This is a genomic window from Nevskia sp. (assembly GCF_021732705.1).
Taxonomy (GTDB): Bacteria; Pseudomonadota; Gammaproteobacteria; order Nevskiales; family Nevskiaceae; genus Nevskia.
On sequence record NZ_JAKFUM010000013.1, the window covers coordinates 18,645 to 35,502 of the forward strand.

Annotated in this window: 13 protein-coding genes; all 13 read right to left on the bottom strand. The window is 67.7% G+C overall.

Features of this window, described 5'->3' with window-relative positions; all coding sequences use genetic code 11:
- Positions 1 to 232: 232 nt before the first annotated feature.
- The 13 genes from QZ951_RS15780 to QZ951_RS15840 all read right to left on the bottom strand — a co-directional run bounded on the left by QZ951_RS15780 (position 233) and on the right by QZ951_RS15840 (position 16,838).
- Positions 233 to 1,561, bottom strand: a complete 1,329-nt coding sequence (locus QZ951_RS15780) for a hypothetical protein (protein WP_293002268.1) — start codon at positions 1,559 to 1,561, stop codon at positions 233 to 235.
- Positions 1,562 to 1,756: 195 nt separating this feature from the next.
- Complete coding sequence (glcF, locus tag QZ951_RS15785) at positions 1,757 to 2,986, bottom strand: glycolate oxidase subunit GlcF (protein ID WP_293002270.1); 1,230 nt, start codon at positions 2,984 to 2,986, stop codon at positions 1,757 to 1,759.
- Positions 2,987 to 2,993: 7 nt separating this feature from the next.
- A complete protein-coding gene (gene glcE / locus QZ951_RS15790) occupies positions 2,994 to 4,052 on the bottom strand; it encodes a glycolate oxidase subunit GlcE (protein ID WP_293002272.1) in 1,059 nt (352 codons plus the stop codon).
- A 6-nt stretch (positions 4,053 to 4,058) separates the two neighbouring features.
- Complete coding sequence (locus QZ951_RS15795) at positions 4,059 to 5,537, bottom strand: FAD-linked oxidase C-terminal domain-containing protein (RefSeq protein WP_293002274.1); 1,479 nt, start codon at positions 5,535 to 5,537, stop codon at positions 4,059 to 4,061.
- A 102-nt stretch (positions 5,538 to 5,639) separates the two neighbouring features.
- Positions 5,640 to 5,924 (bottom strand): hypothetical protein, encoded by a 285-nt coding sequence (locus QZ951_RS15800; protein ID WP_293002276.1) that lies wholly within the window; start codon positions 5,922 to 5,924, stop codon positions 5,640 to 5,642.
- Between the two features lie 172 nt (positions 5,925 to 6,096).
- Positions 6,097 to 6,651, bottom strand: a complete 555-nt coding sequence (locus tag QZ951_RS15805) for a DNA-3-methyladenine glycosylase I (RefSeq protein ID WP_293002278.1) — start codon at positions 6,649 to 6,651, stop codon at positions 6,097 to 6,099.
- Positions 6,652 to 6,744: 93 nt separating this feature from the next.
- Positions 6,745 to 8,130, bottom strand: a complete 1,386-nt coding sequence (locus QZ951_RS15810) for a DUF1329 domain-containing protein (RefSeq protein ID WP_293002280.1) — start codon at positions 8,128 to 8,130, stop codon at positions 6,745 to 6,747.
- 226 nt (positions 8,131 to 8,356) lie between these two features.
- Positions 8,357 to 9,685, bottom strand: a complete 1,329-nt coding sequence (locus QZ951_RS15815; protein WP_293002282.1) for a dihydroorotase — start codon at positions 9,683 to 9,685, stop codon at positions 8,357 to 8,359.
- A 37-nt stretch (positions 9,686 to 9,722) separates the two neighbouring features.
- Positions 9,723 to 10,448 carry a 16S rRNA (uracil(1498)-N(3))-methyltransferase gene (locus QZ951_RS15820; RefSeq protein ID WP_293002284.1) on the bottom strand — a complete coding sequence of 242 codons (726 nt, stop codon included), beginning with the start codon at positions 10,446 to 10,448 and terminating at the stop codon, positions 9,723 to 9,725.
- Positions 10,445 to 11,512, bottom strand: a complete 1,068-nt coding sequence (locus tag QZ951_RS15825) for an aminopeptidase (RefSeq protein ID WP_366943951.1) — start codon at positions 11,510 to 11,512, stop codon at positions 10,445 to 10,447. The genes QZ951_RS15820 and QZ951_RS15825 overlap by 4 nt, the downstream gene beginning before the upstream one ends.
- 23 nt (positions 11,513 to 11,535) lie before the next feature.
- Positions 11,536 to 12,042, bottom strand: coding sequence for a class IV adenylate cyclase (locus tag QZ951_RS15830; RefSeq protein ID WP_293002290.1), 507 nt, complete (start codon positions 12,040 to 12,042; stop codon positions 11,536 to 11,538).
- Positions 12,043 to 12,056: 14 nt separating this feature from the next.
- Positions 12,057 to 14,207: a molybdopterin oxidoreductase family protein gene (locus QZ951_RS15835; protein ID WP_293002292.1), complete on the bottom strand. Its 2,151-nt coding sequence runs from the start codon at positions 14,205 to 14,207 to the stop codon at positions 12,057 to 12,059.
- A 126-nt stretch (positions 14,208 to 14,333) separates the two neighbouring features.
- Entirely contained in the window at positions 14,334 to 16,838 is a 2,505-nt protein-coding gene (locus tag QZ951_RS15840) for a S8 family serine peptidase (protein ID WP_293002294.1), read from the bottom strand.
- Between the last annotated feature and the right edge of the window lie 20 nt (positions 16,839 to 16,858).

Consider the following 16,858-nt stretch of genomic DNA (forward strand, 5'->3'; position numbering starts at 1 on the left):
CGACTAGTGGGGCAAATTCGAGGGTGAAACTCAAGGCGACATGACGCCTCTCAAGCGGCCCGCAGAACGCCCAAAGCACGTGAATCAGACGTGCGGACGTTTCGCAATCGGCTCGATCCCGTGCCCGACGCGCCGCTTCAAGCGCAGCCCCGTCGTCGGCCTTTCGCGTTGATCACGAAGCCGGCCGCCGATCGGACTGCTCGGCCTGCCGCCGCGCGGATCGGCTAGCTGCTCACGGCCCGGCGAAGCGCTGCACGCTGAGTCGCGCACCGGTGAAGTCCGTGGGGAGGAAGGAGTGGGCGATGGCGCTGCGGCCCGCACCGTCCGTCGAAATCGCGGAAATCTGCGGAGACGTGTTCATCGGTGCCGGAAGCACCGGCGTCGTCGCCGTCAGCGGCACACCGTTGAAATCGAACAGGCGTGTCTGCAGCGGCCGGGACGAAATCGGGGCATTGCTGCCGGCCGCGATGCGCAGATTGCCGAGCGCATCGATCGCGATCTTCGGCAGCACCGCGAGCTCGCCATTGCCTGCCGCCGCCGCGAATTCCGTCACGCGCACCGTGTTGTCCGGCGCACGGACGGCGATGCGCGCCGAGGCACTCGGCGAGAAGTCCAGATCGGGTTGCCAGGTCACGGCCAGCGTGCCGTCGGGCGACATCGCGGCATCCGGTCCGGAGGTGGTGTCGCGGCCGGTCACCGGGCTGCTGTTGATGATCGTCTCGTCGCCGGTCGCCTCACCTTCGGCGTTGAAGCGCTGGGCCACGATCTGACTGCGCTCGCGGCCGATACGCCGCGACCAGACCACGGCGTGATCGCCATCGGCATCCATCGCCACGGTCACGCCACTGGCACCGCGCCCGAGCAGTTCGATCTGGCGGTCGATCGTGACCGGCGCGAAGGCGCTGCCGTCGGCGGCATAGCGACGCACGGCAATGCGATCGACACCGGCAAAGCGCAGGTCCAGCGTACGAAGCGCCAGGTAGCCGACCGGCACGAACAGGCTGACGGTGCCGCGGTTGCCATCGACCGCCCAGGCCACCGCGATGTCGCCGTCATCGTCGATCGCGACATCCACTTCATCGCCTTCCGGCGACACTTCGAATGCCTCGCCCAGCGGCACGCCGCCCGGGGCATAACGACGGGCCATGACGCGTCCCGGCCGGGTCACGGTACCGAAGACCAGCGGCACGACCGTGGTTCGCGGCGTCGCCCAGGCAATCACGAAGGCACCACTCGCGTTCATCGCAACGCTTGCCGCACCAGCCGCCGCTTCGCTGTTGGCAACCACGAAGGCATCACCGGCAGCGACACCGTCGGCGTCAAAGCGCCGCGCTCGAACGACGCCGGAAGATCGGGTGGGCGTCCAGGCCACCACGAAATCGCCGGCCGCACTGCTGCCGATGACGGGGAGCGAGGTGCCGGGTTCGACCTCGATGCGTGCGCCGATGCGCTCGCCGGGTGCCGCCAGCGCCGGTCCTGCGCAGGCCAGACTCAGGATTGCGGCATGGATAGCAAGGTTGCGGCGCTTCAAAGTCGGTGCGCTGTACGGGCAGAACGTCATGACTGATGTCTCGACAGGGTTCGTCACTCGAGATTAACGACTGCCGCCGGACGTCGGCCAGCGTTATCCATCAGGCATTGATTCCAATCAACGATCAACCACCGCCGTCTTGGGCCCCCACGTCGGTGGCGGGCACGCCCGCGATCAAGAAGGACCCCGTCGCCTTCGGCGCGCGATCAGGCCGCCTGGTCGATCTCAGACGCCCAGCCGCTCGGCGATCAGCTCGATCCAGTGCTCGACCGGCCGCTTCGCATCGCTGGCCAGATGGGTCAGGCAGCCGATGTTGGCGGTAGCGATGCGGTTCGGCTGGCCGGCTTCAAGCGCGGCCAGCTTGTTGGCCTTCAGCGTCGATGACAGCGCCGGCTGCAGAATCGAGTAAGTGCCGGCCGAGCCGCAGCAGAGGTGGCTGTCGGCAACCACCGTGGTGCGGAACCCGGCAACGGTCAGCAGGCGCTCGACCTGACCCTTGTTCTTCATGCCGTGCTGCAGGGTGCACGGCGAATGGAAGGCGATCGCTTCCGGCTTCGCGGGCGTGCGTGCGAGCGCGGCATCGAAGGCGGCGGCTTCCCGCGTCAGGATCGCAGTGAGATCAATCAGCGCCGCCGTGACCCGCTCGGCCTTGCCGCGATGCGCCGGGTCGCCATGCAGGTGATGCGCGTACTCGGCGACGAAGCTGGCGCAGCCGGACGCCGACACCACGATGCCTTCGGCGCCGGCATCGAGCGCTGCACAGAGCCGGTCGATCGCGATGCGGGCGGTGTCGAGGCCATCGGCCTGCGCGTTCAGGTGATAGGCCACCGCGCCGCAGCAGCCGATGGCGACCGGCACCGCGCTGATGCCGATCGCGTCCAGCACGCGCGCGGCGGCGCTGTCGACGTCCGGCGCCAGCGACGGCTGCACGCAGCCACCGGCGACCACCAGCCGCCGCGTGTGCCGGGCCGCTGGCCAGGTTCCAGCCGGGCGCGGCAGCGGCACGCTGTCCTTCAAGACCTTCGGCAGCAGCGGCCGGAACAGCCGGCCCAATCCGAGCAAGAAGCCGAACAGCGCCGGCTTCGGCAGCACCAGGCGCAAGGCCCAGCGGATCAGCCGCTGCGGCGCGCTGCGCGGGACTTTCGCCTCGACCACTTCACGGCCGATGTCGACCAGACGGCCGTACTGCACGCCGCTCGGGCAGGTCGATTCGCAGCTGCGGCAGGTCAGGCAGCGGTCGAGATGATCGCGGGTTTCCTCGGTGACCGCCGCGCCTTCGAGCACCGACTTGATTTGGTAGATGCGGCCGCGCGGGCCATCGAGCTCGTCGCCGAGCAGCTGGTAGGTCGGGCAGGTGGCGTTGCAGAAGCCGCAGTGGACGCAGGCGCGCAGGATGCGGTCGGCCTCCTGGCCCTGTGGCGTGTCGCGGATGAAGTCGGCGAGATTGGTCTGCATGGCGCGCTCAGAAATCCGGGTACAGACGGCCGCGATTGAGGATGCCGGCAGGATCGAACGTGGCCTTGAGCCGCCGGTGCAGCGCCATGACCGCCGCGGACGGCGGCTGGAATGCGTGCTGACGGTCGACACCGCGATGCGCCGTGGCGTGCCCGCCGTGCTGCGCCGCGAGCGCCCGGACGGCATCGACCGGCAGCGTCGTGCGCAGCCAGCGCTGTCCGCCGCCCCAGTCGATCAGTTCGTCGATGCCGTCAGCGGCCAGCGGCGGCGCGGTTGGCTTGACCGAGAGCCGCCACAGCGGCGCTTCGCCAGCGAAGAACGGATGCGTCTGCTCGCGGATAGAGGTCCAGAACGAGGCCGCATCCACCAGCGGATCGCCGCCGAGCTTGGCCAGCGCAGCACTGACCGCTGCCGGGTTGCCGGCCAGCCGCAAAGTCAGTTGGCCATCGCGGTGCACGGCAGCCGCCAGCGGCAGCGGCTGTCCAGCCAGCTTGTTCATCGTCGCGATGGCCTCGGCCGCACTGGATGCGAATACCCGCGTTTCATCCGCTTCCGGCCTCGGCAGCACCTTGAAGCTGACTTCGGTGATCAGCCCGAGCGTGCCCATCGCACCGGCCTGCAGGCGGAAGGTGTCGAAACCGGCGACGTTCTTCATCACCTGGCCGCCGAAGCGCAGGCTCTCGCCGCGACCGTCGATCAGCGTGACGCCCAGCAGGTAGTCGCGGACCGCACCGGCATACGGACGACGCGGCCCCGACAGGCCGCTGGCAACGCAGCCACCGACCGTCGCGGCGCTGCCGAAATGCGGCGGCTCGAACGGCAGGCACTGGCCGGCGGCGGCGAGCGTGGCTTCGACCTCGCGCAGCGGCGTGCCGGCCTTGACCGTCAGCACCAGTTCGCTCGGGTCGTAGCTGATGACGCCGCTGTGGCCCGCGGTGTCGAGCACGTCGCCGACCCGTTCGCCGCCGAAGAAATCCTTGCTGCCGCCGCCGCGAATCCGCAGCGGCGTGCCGTTCGCGTGCGCAGCGCGAATACGCGCCTGCGCCTGGTCGATGAAGTCGCTCATGCGCGGTCAGAAACGCGGCAGTTCGGGATGCGCGGTCTTGCCGGCATGGACGTGCATGCGGCCCATCTCCGCACAGCGATGCAGGGTCGGCACCGCCTTGCCGGGATTCAGCAGGCCCTTCGGATCGAACGCGGCCTTCACGGCGTGGAACGCGGTCAATTCGCGCGAATGGAACTGCGTGCACATCGCGTCGATCTTTTCGACACCGACGCCATGCTCGCCGGTGATCGTGCCGCCGACGGCGACGCTGAGATCGAGGATCTTGTTGCCGAACGCCTCGGCCTTTTCGAGATCGCCGGGCTTGTTGGCGTCGTAGAAGATCAGCGGATGCAGGTTGCCGTCGCCGGCGTGGAAGACGTTGGCGCAGCGCAGGCCGAATTCGTCCGAGAAACCGGCGATCTGGCGCAGCACGTCGCCGAGATGACGGCGAGGAATGGTGCCGTCCATGCAGTAGTAGTCCGGCGTGATCCGGCCGACCGCCGGGAACGCGGCCTTGCGGCCGGCCCAGAGCTTGAGGCGCTCGGCCTCGTCCTTGGAGGTGCGCATCGCGGTGGCGCCGCTGGCGGCCAGCACCGCTTCGATGCGCTCGATCTCGTTGGCGACTTCTTCCGGCGTGCCGTCGCTTTCGGCCAGCAGGATCGCTTCGGCATCGAGCGGATAGCCGGCCTTGACGAAGTCCTCGACCGCTTCGATCGCGAGCTTGTCCATCATTTCCAGCCCGGCCGGGATGATGCCGGCGGCGATGATCGCGGCGACGCCCTGCCCGGCTTTCTCGACGCTGTCGAAGCAGGCCATCACCACGCGCGCCAGCTGCGGCCGCGGCAGCAGCTTGACGGTGACTTCGGTGACCACGCCGAGCAGGCCTTCGGAGCCGACCAGCAGCGCCATCAGGTCGTAGCCCGGCGCGTCCGGCGCTTCGCCACCGAGTTCGATGATCTCGCCATCGGCCAGCGCCACGCGGGCCGCGACGACGTTGTGAACCGTCAGCCCGTACTTCAGGCAGTGCACGCCGCCGGAGTTCTCGGCGACATTGCCGCCGATCGAGCAGGCGATCTGGCTCGACGGGTCCGGCGCGTAGTACAGCGCATGCGGTGCGGCGGCTTCGCTGATCGCCAGATTGCGGACACCCGGCTGCACGCGCGCGGTGCGCGCCAGCGGATCGAGTTCGAGGATGCGGTTCAGCCGCGCCAGCGACAGCAGCACGCCGCCTTCCTCGGGCAGCGCGCCACCGGCCAGCCCGGTGCCGTGACCGCGGGCGACAACCGGCACGCCGCGGGCGTTGCAGATGCGCAACACGGCGGCGACCTGCGCTTCATTCTGTGGCAGTGCGACGCACAGCGGCAGCCGGCGGTACATCGACAGGCCATCGCATTCGTACGGCCGCATCTGCTCGATGGTGGTCAGCAGCGCGCCTTTCGGAAGGACCTCGGCCAGCGCGGAAAACAGGGCGGCGGTATCGATCGGCGGCAGCGTCGGTGCGTTCATCGCACGAGTGTAACGGTGCCCTTCCGGATGCGGAATTGGCTTCCGGAAGCCGAAACGAACGAGGCCCGCACTCGGCGGGCCTCGTCGTGAACGCACCGCGAATCAGCGGCCGTAGCGGCGATCGTCCCAGCGGTCGTCGCGACGATCATCGCGGCGGTCCCAGCGGCGGTCTCCGCGGTGATCGTAATGATCGTGATACACCTTCTTGACCACGACCACCTTGCGAACCGGACGGCGGTCGTAGCGGTCGTCGTAACGGTTGTCGTAGCCGTAGCCGTACGGGTTCGGGCAATACGGACGCCCGGCCTGGCTCGGCAGCGCGACGAGCAGCGTCGCGGTCGCCGTGACGGCGAGCAGGGCTTTCTTCACCAAAGGATTCTTGAACATCTGGTCATCTCCTCGCCCGGTTCGGGCAGCGCGCAAGTCGGCTTGACCTGCAGGACGGAGATTGCGCGCCGCGCCTTGAATCAGGCCTGAACCGTGCGGTTCACTTGCGATTCAGATCGGCGATTCAGATCGGCGATTCGCCTCGCTCAGCCGTGACTCCCGGGCAAGCGGGCTAGACGATGCGCGACGGGCAGCCGATCAGGTGATCGTTGACCACGCCGACCGCCTGCAGGTAGGCGTAGATGATCGTCGAGCCGACGAACTTGAAGCCGCGCTTGAGCAAGGCCTTGCTGATGCGATCGGACAGTTCGGTACGCGCAGGAATCTGCTTCATCTCGGTCCAGTGATTGACCACCGGCCGGCCATCGACCTGCTGCCACAGCCAGGCGTCGAGACTGCCTTCCTCGTCGCACAGACGGAGATAGGCCTGCGCGTTGACGATGGCGGCGTTGATCTTGAGCCGGTTGCGGACGATGCCGGCATCGTTCATCAGCCGTTCGCGATCGGCATCGGTGTAGGCGGCGATCTTGCGGGCGTCGAAATGATCGAAGGCGCGGCGATAACCGTCGCGCTTGGCGAGGATCGTCGACCAGCTCAGGCCGGCCTGTGCGCCTTCGAGGATCAGCATCTCGAACAGCAGGCGGTCATCGTGCACCGGGCGTCCCCACTCGGCATCGTGGTACGCACGCTCGGCCGCCGTCTTCATCGCCCACGCACACGTCGTCATCGCCTGTCTCCCGCTCGCCACTGAGCGAGCCGCACAAAAAAACGGACATCGTCATTGCTGACGATGTCCGCACAACCCCGCTTGCGATCGAACTTAGACCGTACCGAGTCGCGCCAGCGCTGCCTGCGTCAGATAGCGGTTGTAGACGTCCTCGCCTTCTTCGGAGAACTTGCTCTTATAGCCACCGTTGATCTGCTTAACCTGCGAGATGCGGCTCATGCGGTTGGCCTGCACGTCGTGGCTGTGCACGTAGACCCACGACCAGTCCGGCTTGCCGCCGGCATCCTTCAGTTCGGCCTTGTCGTTCTTGTACTGCGCGAACGCCGGTTCAAACGACTTCCAGATCTTGCCTTGGCGATCGTAGGTCACGTACGCGACGAACATGCCGTTGCGAACGTCGATCCAGATGCGCTTGCGGCCCACCGGTGAACGCGGATACCCGGTCGGCTCGGCTTCCAGCACGATGCACTCCGGAATCAGTTCGAACCAGGTGTCGAAGAACGTCTGGTTCTGCGGACCGCCGTGCACGCCGCGCTCCCAGTTCGGATGGTAGCCACCACGCCAATTCGTGCCGCTGATGGCACCCATCATCGGCTGACGGCCGATGACCTTGTAGTTGCCCCAGGTCAGCATCGGGTCACCGGCAGCCCAGGCATCCGACAGGAAGATCGTGATGCCCGGAACCAGCGGCTCGAAGCGCTGGTTCGCCGGGAACTGGCGAACGCGGCGGAACTGCGGCAGATAACCGTACAGATCCGGGAATTTCCGCTGGTCGTAGTACCAGGTGTTCAGGAACGACGCACCGGCCTGTTCCTGCGGCGACGTGAAAAACACCGACTGCTGGCGCAGCAGATCGTTGCGGCCATTGAACACCTTGCCGTCGGTGCGTGCGGTGCAGTTCAGCTCGCACCACATGAAATCGTACTGATAGCCGAGGCGACCGTCCGGGCCGATGTCCCAGTCCTTGATCGCGTACTGCGAGTACGTGTGACGGCCCCAGGCCAACGTCAGGTTGGCGATCGCTTCTTCGCCGCTCTTCGGGTCCACGAACGGGTTGCCACCGATCCAAGGTTCGCCCTTGTCGGTGACGATATTGCCGGTGTTGTCGAAGCGGGCACGACCCTTGTTGCGCAGGGTTGCCTCGAAGTACGGCGCGTTGAACAGCTTGGTGACGTCGCGCGTCGATTCGACGACGGTGATCCGGCGACCCTGCGACTTGATCTGCGTGTAGGTGATCGGATCGAACAGATCCTTCACGAGATCGACGTTGGCGGCGGTCAGCTGGTCGCCCGGCTTGATCTTGCCTTTGGTGTACGCCTCGATCGACAACAGCTCGTCCGGATAGGCCTTGCTGACGTTGTCGGCCGAGTTGGCGATCATCGGCCACAGGGGTGCCAGAACACCCGCGCCGGCACCGGTCGCCACTTTCTTCATCAATTCACGACGGCCGTAATCGTGATCGTATTTCTTGATGCGCATCTTTCGCTTCCTCCCTTGCACGCGGGTTTGGCCCTGTAAGCGCTGCATGCCCGGTTTTGCTGCACACCGGGTCACGCGCCGTTCTAACATCCGCCTGCGTTTACGCCAAGATCGGACGCCCGGATTCAGCGGCTCGACGAACGGTTGTGAACGCGGCCGGTTGGCAACGCGGCGAGCTATCGCAGCGCAGCAAAATCACGGCGCTGCGATGCCTGCGGCGAACCCTTCATTGCCGGCGAAACGCGATGCGCTGACCGAACGCCTGCGGCCGCAGCGCGCCATCGCGGTAGACCAGCTTGCCGTTGACCCAGGTGGCGTCGATGCGGGCCTTGAACCGGTGACCGTCGAACGGCGACCAGCCACACTTGTAGCGGATGCTTTCCGGCGTGACATCGGTCTTGCCGTTCGGATCGACGATCACGAGATCGGCGTAGCCGCCTTCGCGCAGATAGCCGCGATCGACGATGCCGAAACGCTCGGCCGGCGCGTGGCAGGCGCGCTCGATCACCGTTTCCAGCGACAGCTCGCCGCGCTCGACCAGCTCCAGCAGCGCCAGCAGGCTGTGCTGCACCAGCGGCAGGCCGCTCGGCGCCTTGAAGTACGTGTTGGCCTTTTCGGCCGCCGTGTGCGGCGCGTGATCGGTGGCGATGATGTCGATGACGCCATCGCGCACGGCAGCGACGAGCGCTTCGCGATCGGCCAGCGTCTTGACCGACGGATTGCACTTCAGCTTCGAACCCAGATGCGGGTAGTAGCTTTCGTCGAAGTACAGGTGATGGACGCAGGCCTCGACACTGATCTGCTTGGTCTTGACGTCACCCTTGGCGAAGAAGTGCAGCTCGCTGGCCGAAGTCATGTGCAGCACGTGCAGTCGCGTGCCGTGCTTCTTCGCCAGCCCCACGGCCAGCTCCGTCGACTTGTAGCAGGCCGCCGCCGAGCGAATGTACGGATGTTCGGAAAACGGCACGTCCTCGCCGTACTTCGCACGCGCCGCGTCCTCGGCGATCTTGATCATCGGCGTGTCTTCGCAGTGCGTGACGATCATCACCGGCGCGCGCTGGAAGATCTTGTCGAGCGTGTCCGGGTTGTCGACCAGCATGTTGCCGGTCGACGCGCCCATGAAGATTTTGATCGCGCAGGCCTCACCGGGCTGCAGCGCTTCCAGCTCGCTCAGATTGTCGTTGGTGGTGCCCATGTAGAACGCGTGGTTCGCGAAGGTGCGGCCGGCGGCGATGCGGTACTTGTCGGCCAGCGCCTCGCGCGTGATCGTCTGAGGATTGACGTTCGGCATGTCGAAGAAGCTGGTCACGCCACCGGCCACCGCGGCCGCCGATTCGGTCGCCAGATCGCCCTTGGCGGTCAGGCCCGGCTCGCGGAAATGCACCTGATCGTCGATCAGCCCGGGCAGCAGCAATCGGCCCTTGGCGTCGAACACTTCGACGCCCTTGGGCGCGGTGATCTTCGGCGCGATCTTGGCGATGCGCTCGCCGTCGATCAGCAGATCGGCCTCGAAGCGCTGTCCTTCGTTGATGAGGGTGGCGTTGGTGATGAGCATGGTTTCACCGTCGATTGAACGTCGGCAATTATGCGCCTCAGCCCAGATCGCCCCACAACAATTGCAGCGCCGCCAAGGTCGCCACCCCGGCCGTCTCGGTGCGCAGCACGCGCGGACCGAGGCCGATGCCGACGCAGCCGGCACGGCGCGCGGCGGCGACTTCGGCGTCGGACAGCCCGCCTTCCGGGCCGATCAGCAGCGCCACGCGCTTCGACATCGGCAAGGACTTGAGCGAGACCGATTCGGTCGGCGCCAGCACCAGCCGCAGTGCATCGTCAGCCGGTGTCGCGAGCCAGTGATCGAGCTTGATCACGGCGGCGACATCCGGGACCACCGTGCGCCCGCTCTGTTCGCAGGCGGAGCTTGCAACCCCACGCCAGTGTTCGAGTTTCTTGTCCCAGCGCTCGGCATCGAGCTTGACCACGCTGCGCTCGGACAGCACCGGAACGATGCGCGTCACCCCCAGCTCGACCGCCTTCTGGATCGTGTAGTCCATGCGGTCACCCTTCGACACGCACTGCACCAGGGTCACGTCGAGCGGCGATTCGCGCTGGCAGTCGTCGAAGCCGTCGATGCGCACCGTCACGTCGCGCCGGCCGACGGCGGTGATCGTGGCGCCGTACTCGCCTCCGTCGCCGTTGAACAGGGTCAGGGCTTCGCCCACGCGCATCCGCAGCACCTGCGCGACATGGCGCGCGGCGTCGTCGGGCAGATCAAGCGAGGTGCCGACTGCCAGCGGCGCGGCAACATGGATGCGGGTCATGGCGAGGCGGTGGGGATCGTGTCGGGTGTGCTCGGGGCGGCCGGTGTCGCGGACGGCTCCAGCGCGGCAGAACGGGCGGCGGCGCTGCCATCGGCCAGCCGGCGTGCGGCGGCGAAGAACGCAGGCCAGGTCTTGCCGGAGCGGTCGTACAGCGACGCGAACCCGGGCAGCCACTGGTGATACAGGCCGAACGGCAGCAGCTTGGCGTTGTTGATCTCGCCATCGATCCAGCCGTCGTAGCCGCGATAGCCCTGCCACGCGCCATCACGCAGCGCACGGTAGTCGGCCCGCAGTCGTTCGATCTCGGTCTGCTTGCGCGCGCGCATCGCCGGCGCCGGCAGGCCGCTTGCGTAGAGCGCCCTCAGCCGCTCGCGCAGCGCGAGGATCAGTTCGGCGAACTGATCGGCCCGCTGGCTGCGCGTGCTGTCGGCCGGCGGCGTGCCGCGCGCCGCGTGCCACTGGCGCAGGCCCTGCTGCTCGACGAACGTCGCGAAGCTTTCGTTGAACCGGGTGTCGCCCTTCAGGTACAGCTGCTGGTGCGCCAGCTCGTGGAAGATCGTGCCGACCAGTTCGTCGTCGTCCCAGCGCAGCATGGTGTTCAGCACCGGATCGTCGAACCAGCCGAGGGTCGAGTACGCGGGCACGTTGCCGACGTGAACCTCGTAGCCCTGTGCCTTCAGTCGTTCGACTTCCGCCTTCGCGCGCGTACCGTCGTAGTAGCCGCGGTAGGCGACACAGCCGGCGATCGGAAAGCAGTGCTCGACCGCGTCCAGCGAGAACTCGGGCGTGGCAAAGACGTTCTGCAGCACGTACGGGCGACCGAGGTCCGCGTAGTCGGTGTAGCTGCCGTTGCGCGGCAGCGCGAGCTGATCGGACGCGAACGCCCGCGCCTCCAGCGCCAGTTTCAGGCGCGCGCGCAGCCTGTCGTCGGTGGCCGGATCGGCCACCAGCGTCGCGATCGGCTGGCGCGCCGCGAGCAGCGCGTACTGGCCTTTCGCGAGGTGGGCGTAGTAGTCGATCGTGCTGCAGCCGCTCAGACACACCGCAGCCCCCAGCATCAGCATCCGCACTGCCGGCCGCTGTGCAATCACGGCCGCCGGGCCATCTCGAAGTACGAGCCCTCGATCAGCTGATCCTTCGTCACGCCGAGGGCGGCCAGCGTCGCCTCGACGAACGCGCGCTCGGCTTGCCAGTCGCCACCGTCCGGCATCACCGCTTCGATCTCGCCGAGCAGGCCGAGGCCGTCGACCTCGTCCAGATGCAGGCGCACGTTGCGGCAGAGCAGCAGCGTGCGGCGCTTGCGCACTTCGGCCAGCACGCCGAGCGTGCCGGCGAGCAAGGTCCGCATCGCGGCCGGATCGGGCACCGGCACCATCTGGTATTCGCTCAGCTGCAGGCCATCCCGCTCCACGCGGCCGTAACCGATCATGTAGCTGCGATGGTCTTCCTCGCGCAGCTTGAGCTTGCCGGTGGCGACGACGAAGAACGTGTCGCGCTGGTTCAGCACCGCTTCCGGGCGGTAGCCGATGGCGATGGCAGCCGCCTGCGCGGCCGCGTGGTCCGGCAACCGGAATTTCGCTTCGAGATTGAACATGCGGCGATACGCAATCAGGCGGCGGCGACGGTCACCGGCACGCCGTTCAGCGCGGCATTGCCACAGACGGCATCGAGGTACTGGTCATCGGTCAGGTCGTTCGGGCTGACGCCGGCATGCGCTTCGGCGATGCCGATCCGCGTGCCGGCGCGATCATGGCCCCAGCCGTGCGGCAGGCTGACCACGCCCGGCATCATCGCGTCCGAGGCTTCGACCTCGACCTCGACCGCGCCGACCCGTGACGCGACGCGCACCTTGGCGCCGTCCCGCAGGCCGCGCGCGGCGAGATCGCCCGGGTGCATCAGCAGGCGGTTGCGCACCGGGCCCTTCACCAGGCGCTGCGAGTTGTGCATCCACGAGTTGTTGCTGCGGACATGGCGGCGGCCGATCAGCGACAGGCCTGACTCGCTAGCCACACCTCTGATTTCCTTCGCGAAATCGGCAAGCTCGGCAATCATCGCGGGCGGCGCGCACAGGATAAACTTGCCCGGCGTCTGCAGCCGTTGCGGCAGGCTCGGTTCCAGCGCGCCGAGATCGACACCATGCGGGGCCGCCTTCAACGCGGCGAGCGACAGCTTCATCGGGTGTTTGCGCATGCCGCCGTACGGGCCGATCTGCAGGCCCATGTCGACCACCTGATCCGGCCGCGGATGCGGCGTGCGCTTGGACCCAAGCCGCGCCGCGATGCGATCGCCGAGCGCTTCGAAGATTTCCCAGTCATGCCGGGCATCGGCCGGCCGCTCGAACAGTGGCGCGCTGTAGCGCGCGGTGTTGCGAACGGCGAACGCGTGGAAGATCAGATCGTAGTGATCGTGTTCGAGCGTGCAGGTCGGCGGCAGGATCACATCGGCGTGGCGCGTGGTCTCGTTCAGGTAGAAGTCGATCGAGACCATGAAATCGAGCGCGTCGAGCGCCCGGTCAAGCTGCGCGCCGTTCGGCGTGGACAGCACGGGGTTGCCGGCCATCGTGATCAGCGCGCGAACCTGGCCTTCGCCTTCAGTGAGAATCTCTTCGGCAAGGGCCGCCACCGGCAACTCGCCACCGAACTCCGGCAGGCCGCGCACGCGGCTCTTCCAGCGGCCGAAGCTGCCGGGTTTCGAGGTCGGGTTGTCGATCAGATCGACCGCCGGCTGGGTGAACAGCGCGCCGCCTTCGCGATCGAGATTGCCGGTGACGATGTTCAGCAGCTGGATCAGCCACTGGCACAAGGTGCCGCGCACCTGCGTCGACACGCCCATGCGGCCGTAGGCCGCCGCGCGCGGCGCGCTCGCGAACGCGCGGGCGATGCGCTCGATCGTCGGGATGTCGATGCCGCAGTGCGCCGACAGCGCGTCGAGATCGAGCGCGCCGATGTCGGCCATCGCCACTTCCAGCCCGTCCTCGAAGCCGGACAGGCGGCCCGGACGCGCAAGGTTGTCGCGGTCGATGATCTTCAGCAGTGCCGCGAGGAACGCGGCATCGGTGCCCGGGCGGATGAACAGGTGCTCGTCGGCGACTTCCGCGGTTTCGGTCCGGCGCGGATCGAGCAGCACCAGCTTGCCGCCACGCGCCTGCAGCGCCTTCAGCCGCTTCGGAAACGCCGGCACGGTCATCAGGCTGCCGTTCGAGGCCATCGGGTTGGCGCCGAGCACCAGCAGGTAGTCGCAGCGGTCGATGTCGGCGATCGGCACGAGCAGCTGGTGACCGTACATCCAGTACGCCAGCAGTTGGTGCGGCAGCTGGTCGACCGAGGTCGCCGAGAACCGGTTCTTCGTGCGGATCGTGCCGAGGAAGCGCGGACCGTGGGTCAGGCCGCCGTAGTTGTGGACCGTCGGGTTGCCGAGGTAGTTGGCCACCGCATCCGGGCCGTGTTTCTCGACGATGCCGCACAGGCGGTCGGCCACGAGATCGAACGCGGCTTCCCATTCCATCGGTTCCCAGCCCGACTCGGTGCGGCGGATCGGCTGACGCAGGCGGTCCGGGTCCTCGTACAGGTCCTTCAGGGCGACGGCCTTCGGGCAGATGTGGCCCTGCGACAGCGGGTCGGCGTCGTCCGGGCGGATCGACAGGATCTCGTTCCCGCGCACGCGGATTTCGAGGCCGCAGATCGCTTCGCAGAGATTGCAGGCGCGGTGGTGGATGCGTTCGTCGGCGGGCGACACGCTGGCGGCTTTGGTCTGGTCCATGGGGGTCTCCTCTCGGCGATCACCTTAGCGCGTCCGGCCTCTCCGCGGCCACGAAAAAGGCCACGTCGTCGCCGACGTGGCCTTGGTCTGAATCGGCGAGCGACCGGAGTCGCGTCGCCGCGTTGCCTACGGCGCCGGCAGCGCGCCGACCGTCACCACGGTGAACGACGCGATCGTCTCGCCGACCCGCACCTGCGCCGCCGCCGACTGGCCCAGGCCCAGCGGCGCCCGCAGCCGCAGCACGATGCGATCGCCGGCACGCGCCGTGCCCGCCGCGCGAGTGAACGGGGCACCATTCAGCGAGTACTCGGCGGAAGCATCGGCGTTGACGCTGCCGAGGGTGATCGGCACCGGCACGTTGATGCCGGTGACGAAGCCTTCGATGCTGGTCTGGCGGCTCAGCGGCAACACGTTGCGGGCAACCGGGAACTCGATCGGATTCGGCGTGGTGTCGGCACCGGTGGTCACCGCCCAGGTCGTAATGGTCGGGCCGATCGCGAGGTTGATGTTCAGCGTCGCGCCCGCCGCCTGCGCCGAGACGGTCCGAAGCCGGATCGTGTCTCCCGGAACCACCGTGCCGGCCGCCTGCGTGAACGCGCCGCCGTTGATCGAGTACTCCGCCGAGCTGCTGCCGCCGACCGAGACCGGCGATGGCGCGGTGATGCCGCTGATCGTCACGCTGTTGCTGGTGACGGTGGTGCTGAACGGCGCGTTGTTCAGCGGCACGAACTGCACGGCATCCGGCGTGAAGTCGACGGCCGCCGCCAGCGCCAGCGGTGCCCGGACAAAGCCGAAGCCGGAGTCGAAATCCGGGCCCGGGGCCAGGATGTCTTCCGCCGTGCTGCGCATCGCATCGTAGATCTGCGTGGCAGTGGCGAACGGCGCCTGCTGGCGCAGCAGCGCGGCCACGGCGGCAAGGTGCGGCGCCGCGGCCGACGTACCGAAGAAATTGTTGGCGCGGCCATCGGTGTCCTGACACTGGACGATCGGACGCGCCGACGCCGGCACATTGAACACCTGCCCGAAGAAGCTGGTGTTCGCACCATCCGGGCCGACGGCGTCCGGCTTCTGGCGAATGATCGGCGTGGCCAGACGAACGCCATCCGGCGTGCGCAGGATCGGCGTGCCGCCGCGTGACGAGAAGGTTTCCAGAATCGTCGGCCCGCCGTAGCAGGCGTTCGTGTTGAAGAAGCCCGCCGCGCCGGACGAGAAGGCGCCGGCCGCGGCCGTGTGGCCGAGCGCCGTGGCGCTGTTGGTCGGGAACGCGAACGGAATCGTCGACGTGCCGTAGTTGACGTACTTCACGCGGCCCGGCACCGGGCCGGAGTACACGTCGATGACGACGAACAGCGTGCGGGCGACACCGGTGTTGTTGGTGTAGTTCAGGAACTCGAACGGATCGCCGTTGACGTTGTTGGCGGCGCTCAGCGCAACGATGCCGCCAGCCGCGTTCAGCAGGTAGATGTCGATGTCGCTGGCGGAACCGGGCGCGCCCGGCGCAATCGACGCATACGGTTCGTCCCACTGCAGCGCGAGCGACAGGCGGGCCCCGTTGGCGATCGTGACCTGCTGACGGGTGACCTGATTCGGGCCCGGATCGAAATCGAACTGGATGCCGGTCGAGCCGGCATCGATGCGGGCACCGGTGGTCGACGAGCGCCACTCGGATTCCAGCGACTGCCGCGCCGAATTGCCGGCCGACGAGAAGTACGGCACACCGCGGGCGAATGCGGCATCCACCGCCTGCGCCACGATGCCGTCCTGGAACGACGGCTCGGCGAAGTAGCGCACGTCGTCGACGACGACACGGGCACCGGCGTCGATCAAGGCGCCGATGCCGTTGGCGAAGTCGGCCTGGCCGTCGAACGCGGTGTAGAACGACTGGCGCGAACCGGGGGCGACGTCCGCGATCAGCTGCACCATCGCACGGCCTTCGTCGGTGCCGCCGGTGCAACCCGGCAATTCCTTCAGCACGTTGACCGGATCGAACTCGCCGGCGGCGACATCGGCCGCGGCGTTCGGCTGCGTGGTCAGGCAGCCGAAGCTGTCCGACAGCACGCCGACGGTGATGCCGGCGCCGGTCGGGCCGAGGGCTGCCGTCGGCGGCCGGATCAGCGGTGCGCGCAGCGCGAAGTCGCCCTGGCTGACGAAGGCGCCGCGATCGGTCTGGGCCAGCACCGGGCGCGCTTCGAGCAGTTCCGGCATCAGGTCCATCGCGCCAAGTGCCGACACCGGCAGGCGCGCGCTGAGCATGCGGCCGTAGATCGAAACCCGGCTGGCTCCGAGGGCCTCGAGCGCCGCCGCGAGCGCCGCCGGATCGCGCTTGGCAGTGATGTCGAGTGCGACCATCGGCTCACTGCCGCGCGACGACAGCGACATCTGCGGAAACGCGGCGAGCAATTGCTGCGCGGTCATCAGCGGGTGCGCGGCGAGCATCGAGCGCAGGCCCAGCAGGTCGCCGCCGAGGCGGGAGTTCTTGTAGACCGACAGCGGCAGCGTCGCGCTTTCAACGACGGCGGCACTTGCCGGCTGGTCGAGCGACGGGCTGTCGAGCACGCTGCCGACATCCGATGCCACGACCGCACAGGCGAAACAGGCCGCGATGGCAGCGGCCCAACGAGTTCCGATCATGACCTCACTCCCGTAATGTT

Excerpts from the sequence above, each read along its gene's own strand:
- QZ951_RS15780 (WP_293002268.1), bottom strand. The coding sequence starts at position 1,561 with ATGACGTTCTGCCCGTACAGCGCACCGACTTTGAAGCGCCGCAACCTT.
- glcF (WP_293002270.1), bottom strand. The coding sequence starts at position 2,986 with ATGCAGACCAATCTCGCCGACTTCATCCGCGACACGCCACAGGGCCAG.
- glcE (WP_293002272.1), bottom strand. The coding sequence starts at position 4,052 with ATGAGCGACTTCATCGACCAGGCGCAGGCGCGTATTCGCGCTGCGCAC.
- QZ951_RS15795 (WP_293002274.1), bottom strand. The coding sequence starts at position 5,537 with ATGAACGCACCGACGCTGCCGCCGATCGATACCGCCGCCCTGTTTTCC.
- QZ951_RS15800 (WP_293002276.1), bottom strand. The coding sequence starts at position 5,924 with ATGTTCAAGAATCCTTTGGTGAAGAAAGCCCTGCTCGCCGTCACGGCG.
- QZ951_RS15805 (WP_293002278.1), bottom strand. The coding sequence starts at position 6,651 with ATGACGACGTGTGCGTGGGCGATGAAGACGGCGGCCGAGCGTGCGTAC.
- QZ951_RS15810 (WP_293002280.1), bottom strand. The coding sequence starts at position 8,130 with ATGCGCATCAAGAAATACGATCACGATTACGGCCGTCGTGAATTGATG.
- QZ951_RS15815 (WP_293002282.1), bottom strand. The coding sequence starts at position 9,685 with ATGCTCATCACCAACGCCACCCTCATCAACGAAGGACAGCGCTTCGAG.
- QZ951_RS15820 (WP_293002284.1), bottom strand. The coding sequence starts at position 10,448 with ATGACCCGCATCCATGTTGCCGCGCCGCTGGCAGTCGGCACCTCGCTT.
- QZ951_RS15825 (WP_366943951.1), bottom strand. The coding sequence starts at position 11,512 with ATGCTGATGCTGGGGGCTGCGGTGTGTCTGAGCGGCTGCAGCACGATC.
- QZ951_RS15830 (WP_293002290.1), bottom strand. The coding sequence starts at position 12,042 with ATGTTCAATCTCGAAGCGAAATTCCGGTTGCCGGACCACGCGGCCGCG.
- QZ951_RS15835 (WP_293002292.1), bottom strand. The coding sequence starts at position 14,207 with ATGGACCAGACCAAAGCCGCCAGCGTGTCGCCCGCCGACGAACGCATC.
- QZ951_RS15840 (WP_293002294.1), bottom strand. The coding sequence starts at position 16,838 with ATGATCGGAACTCGTTGGGCCGCTGCCATCGCGGCCTGTTTCGCCTGT.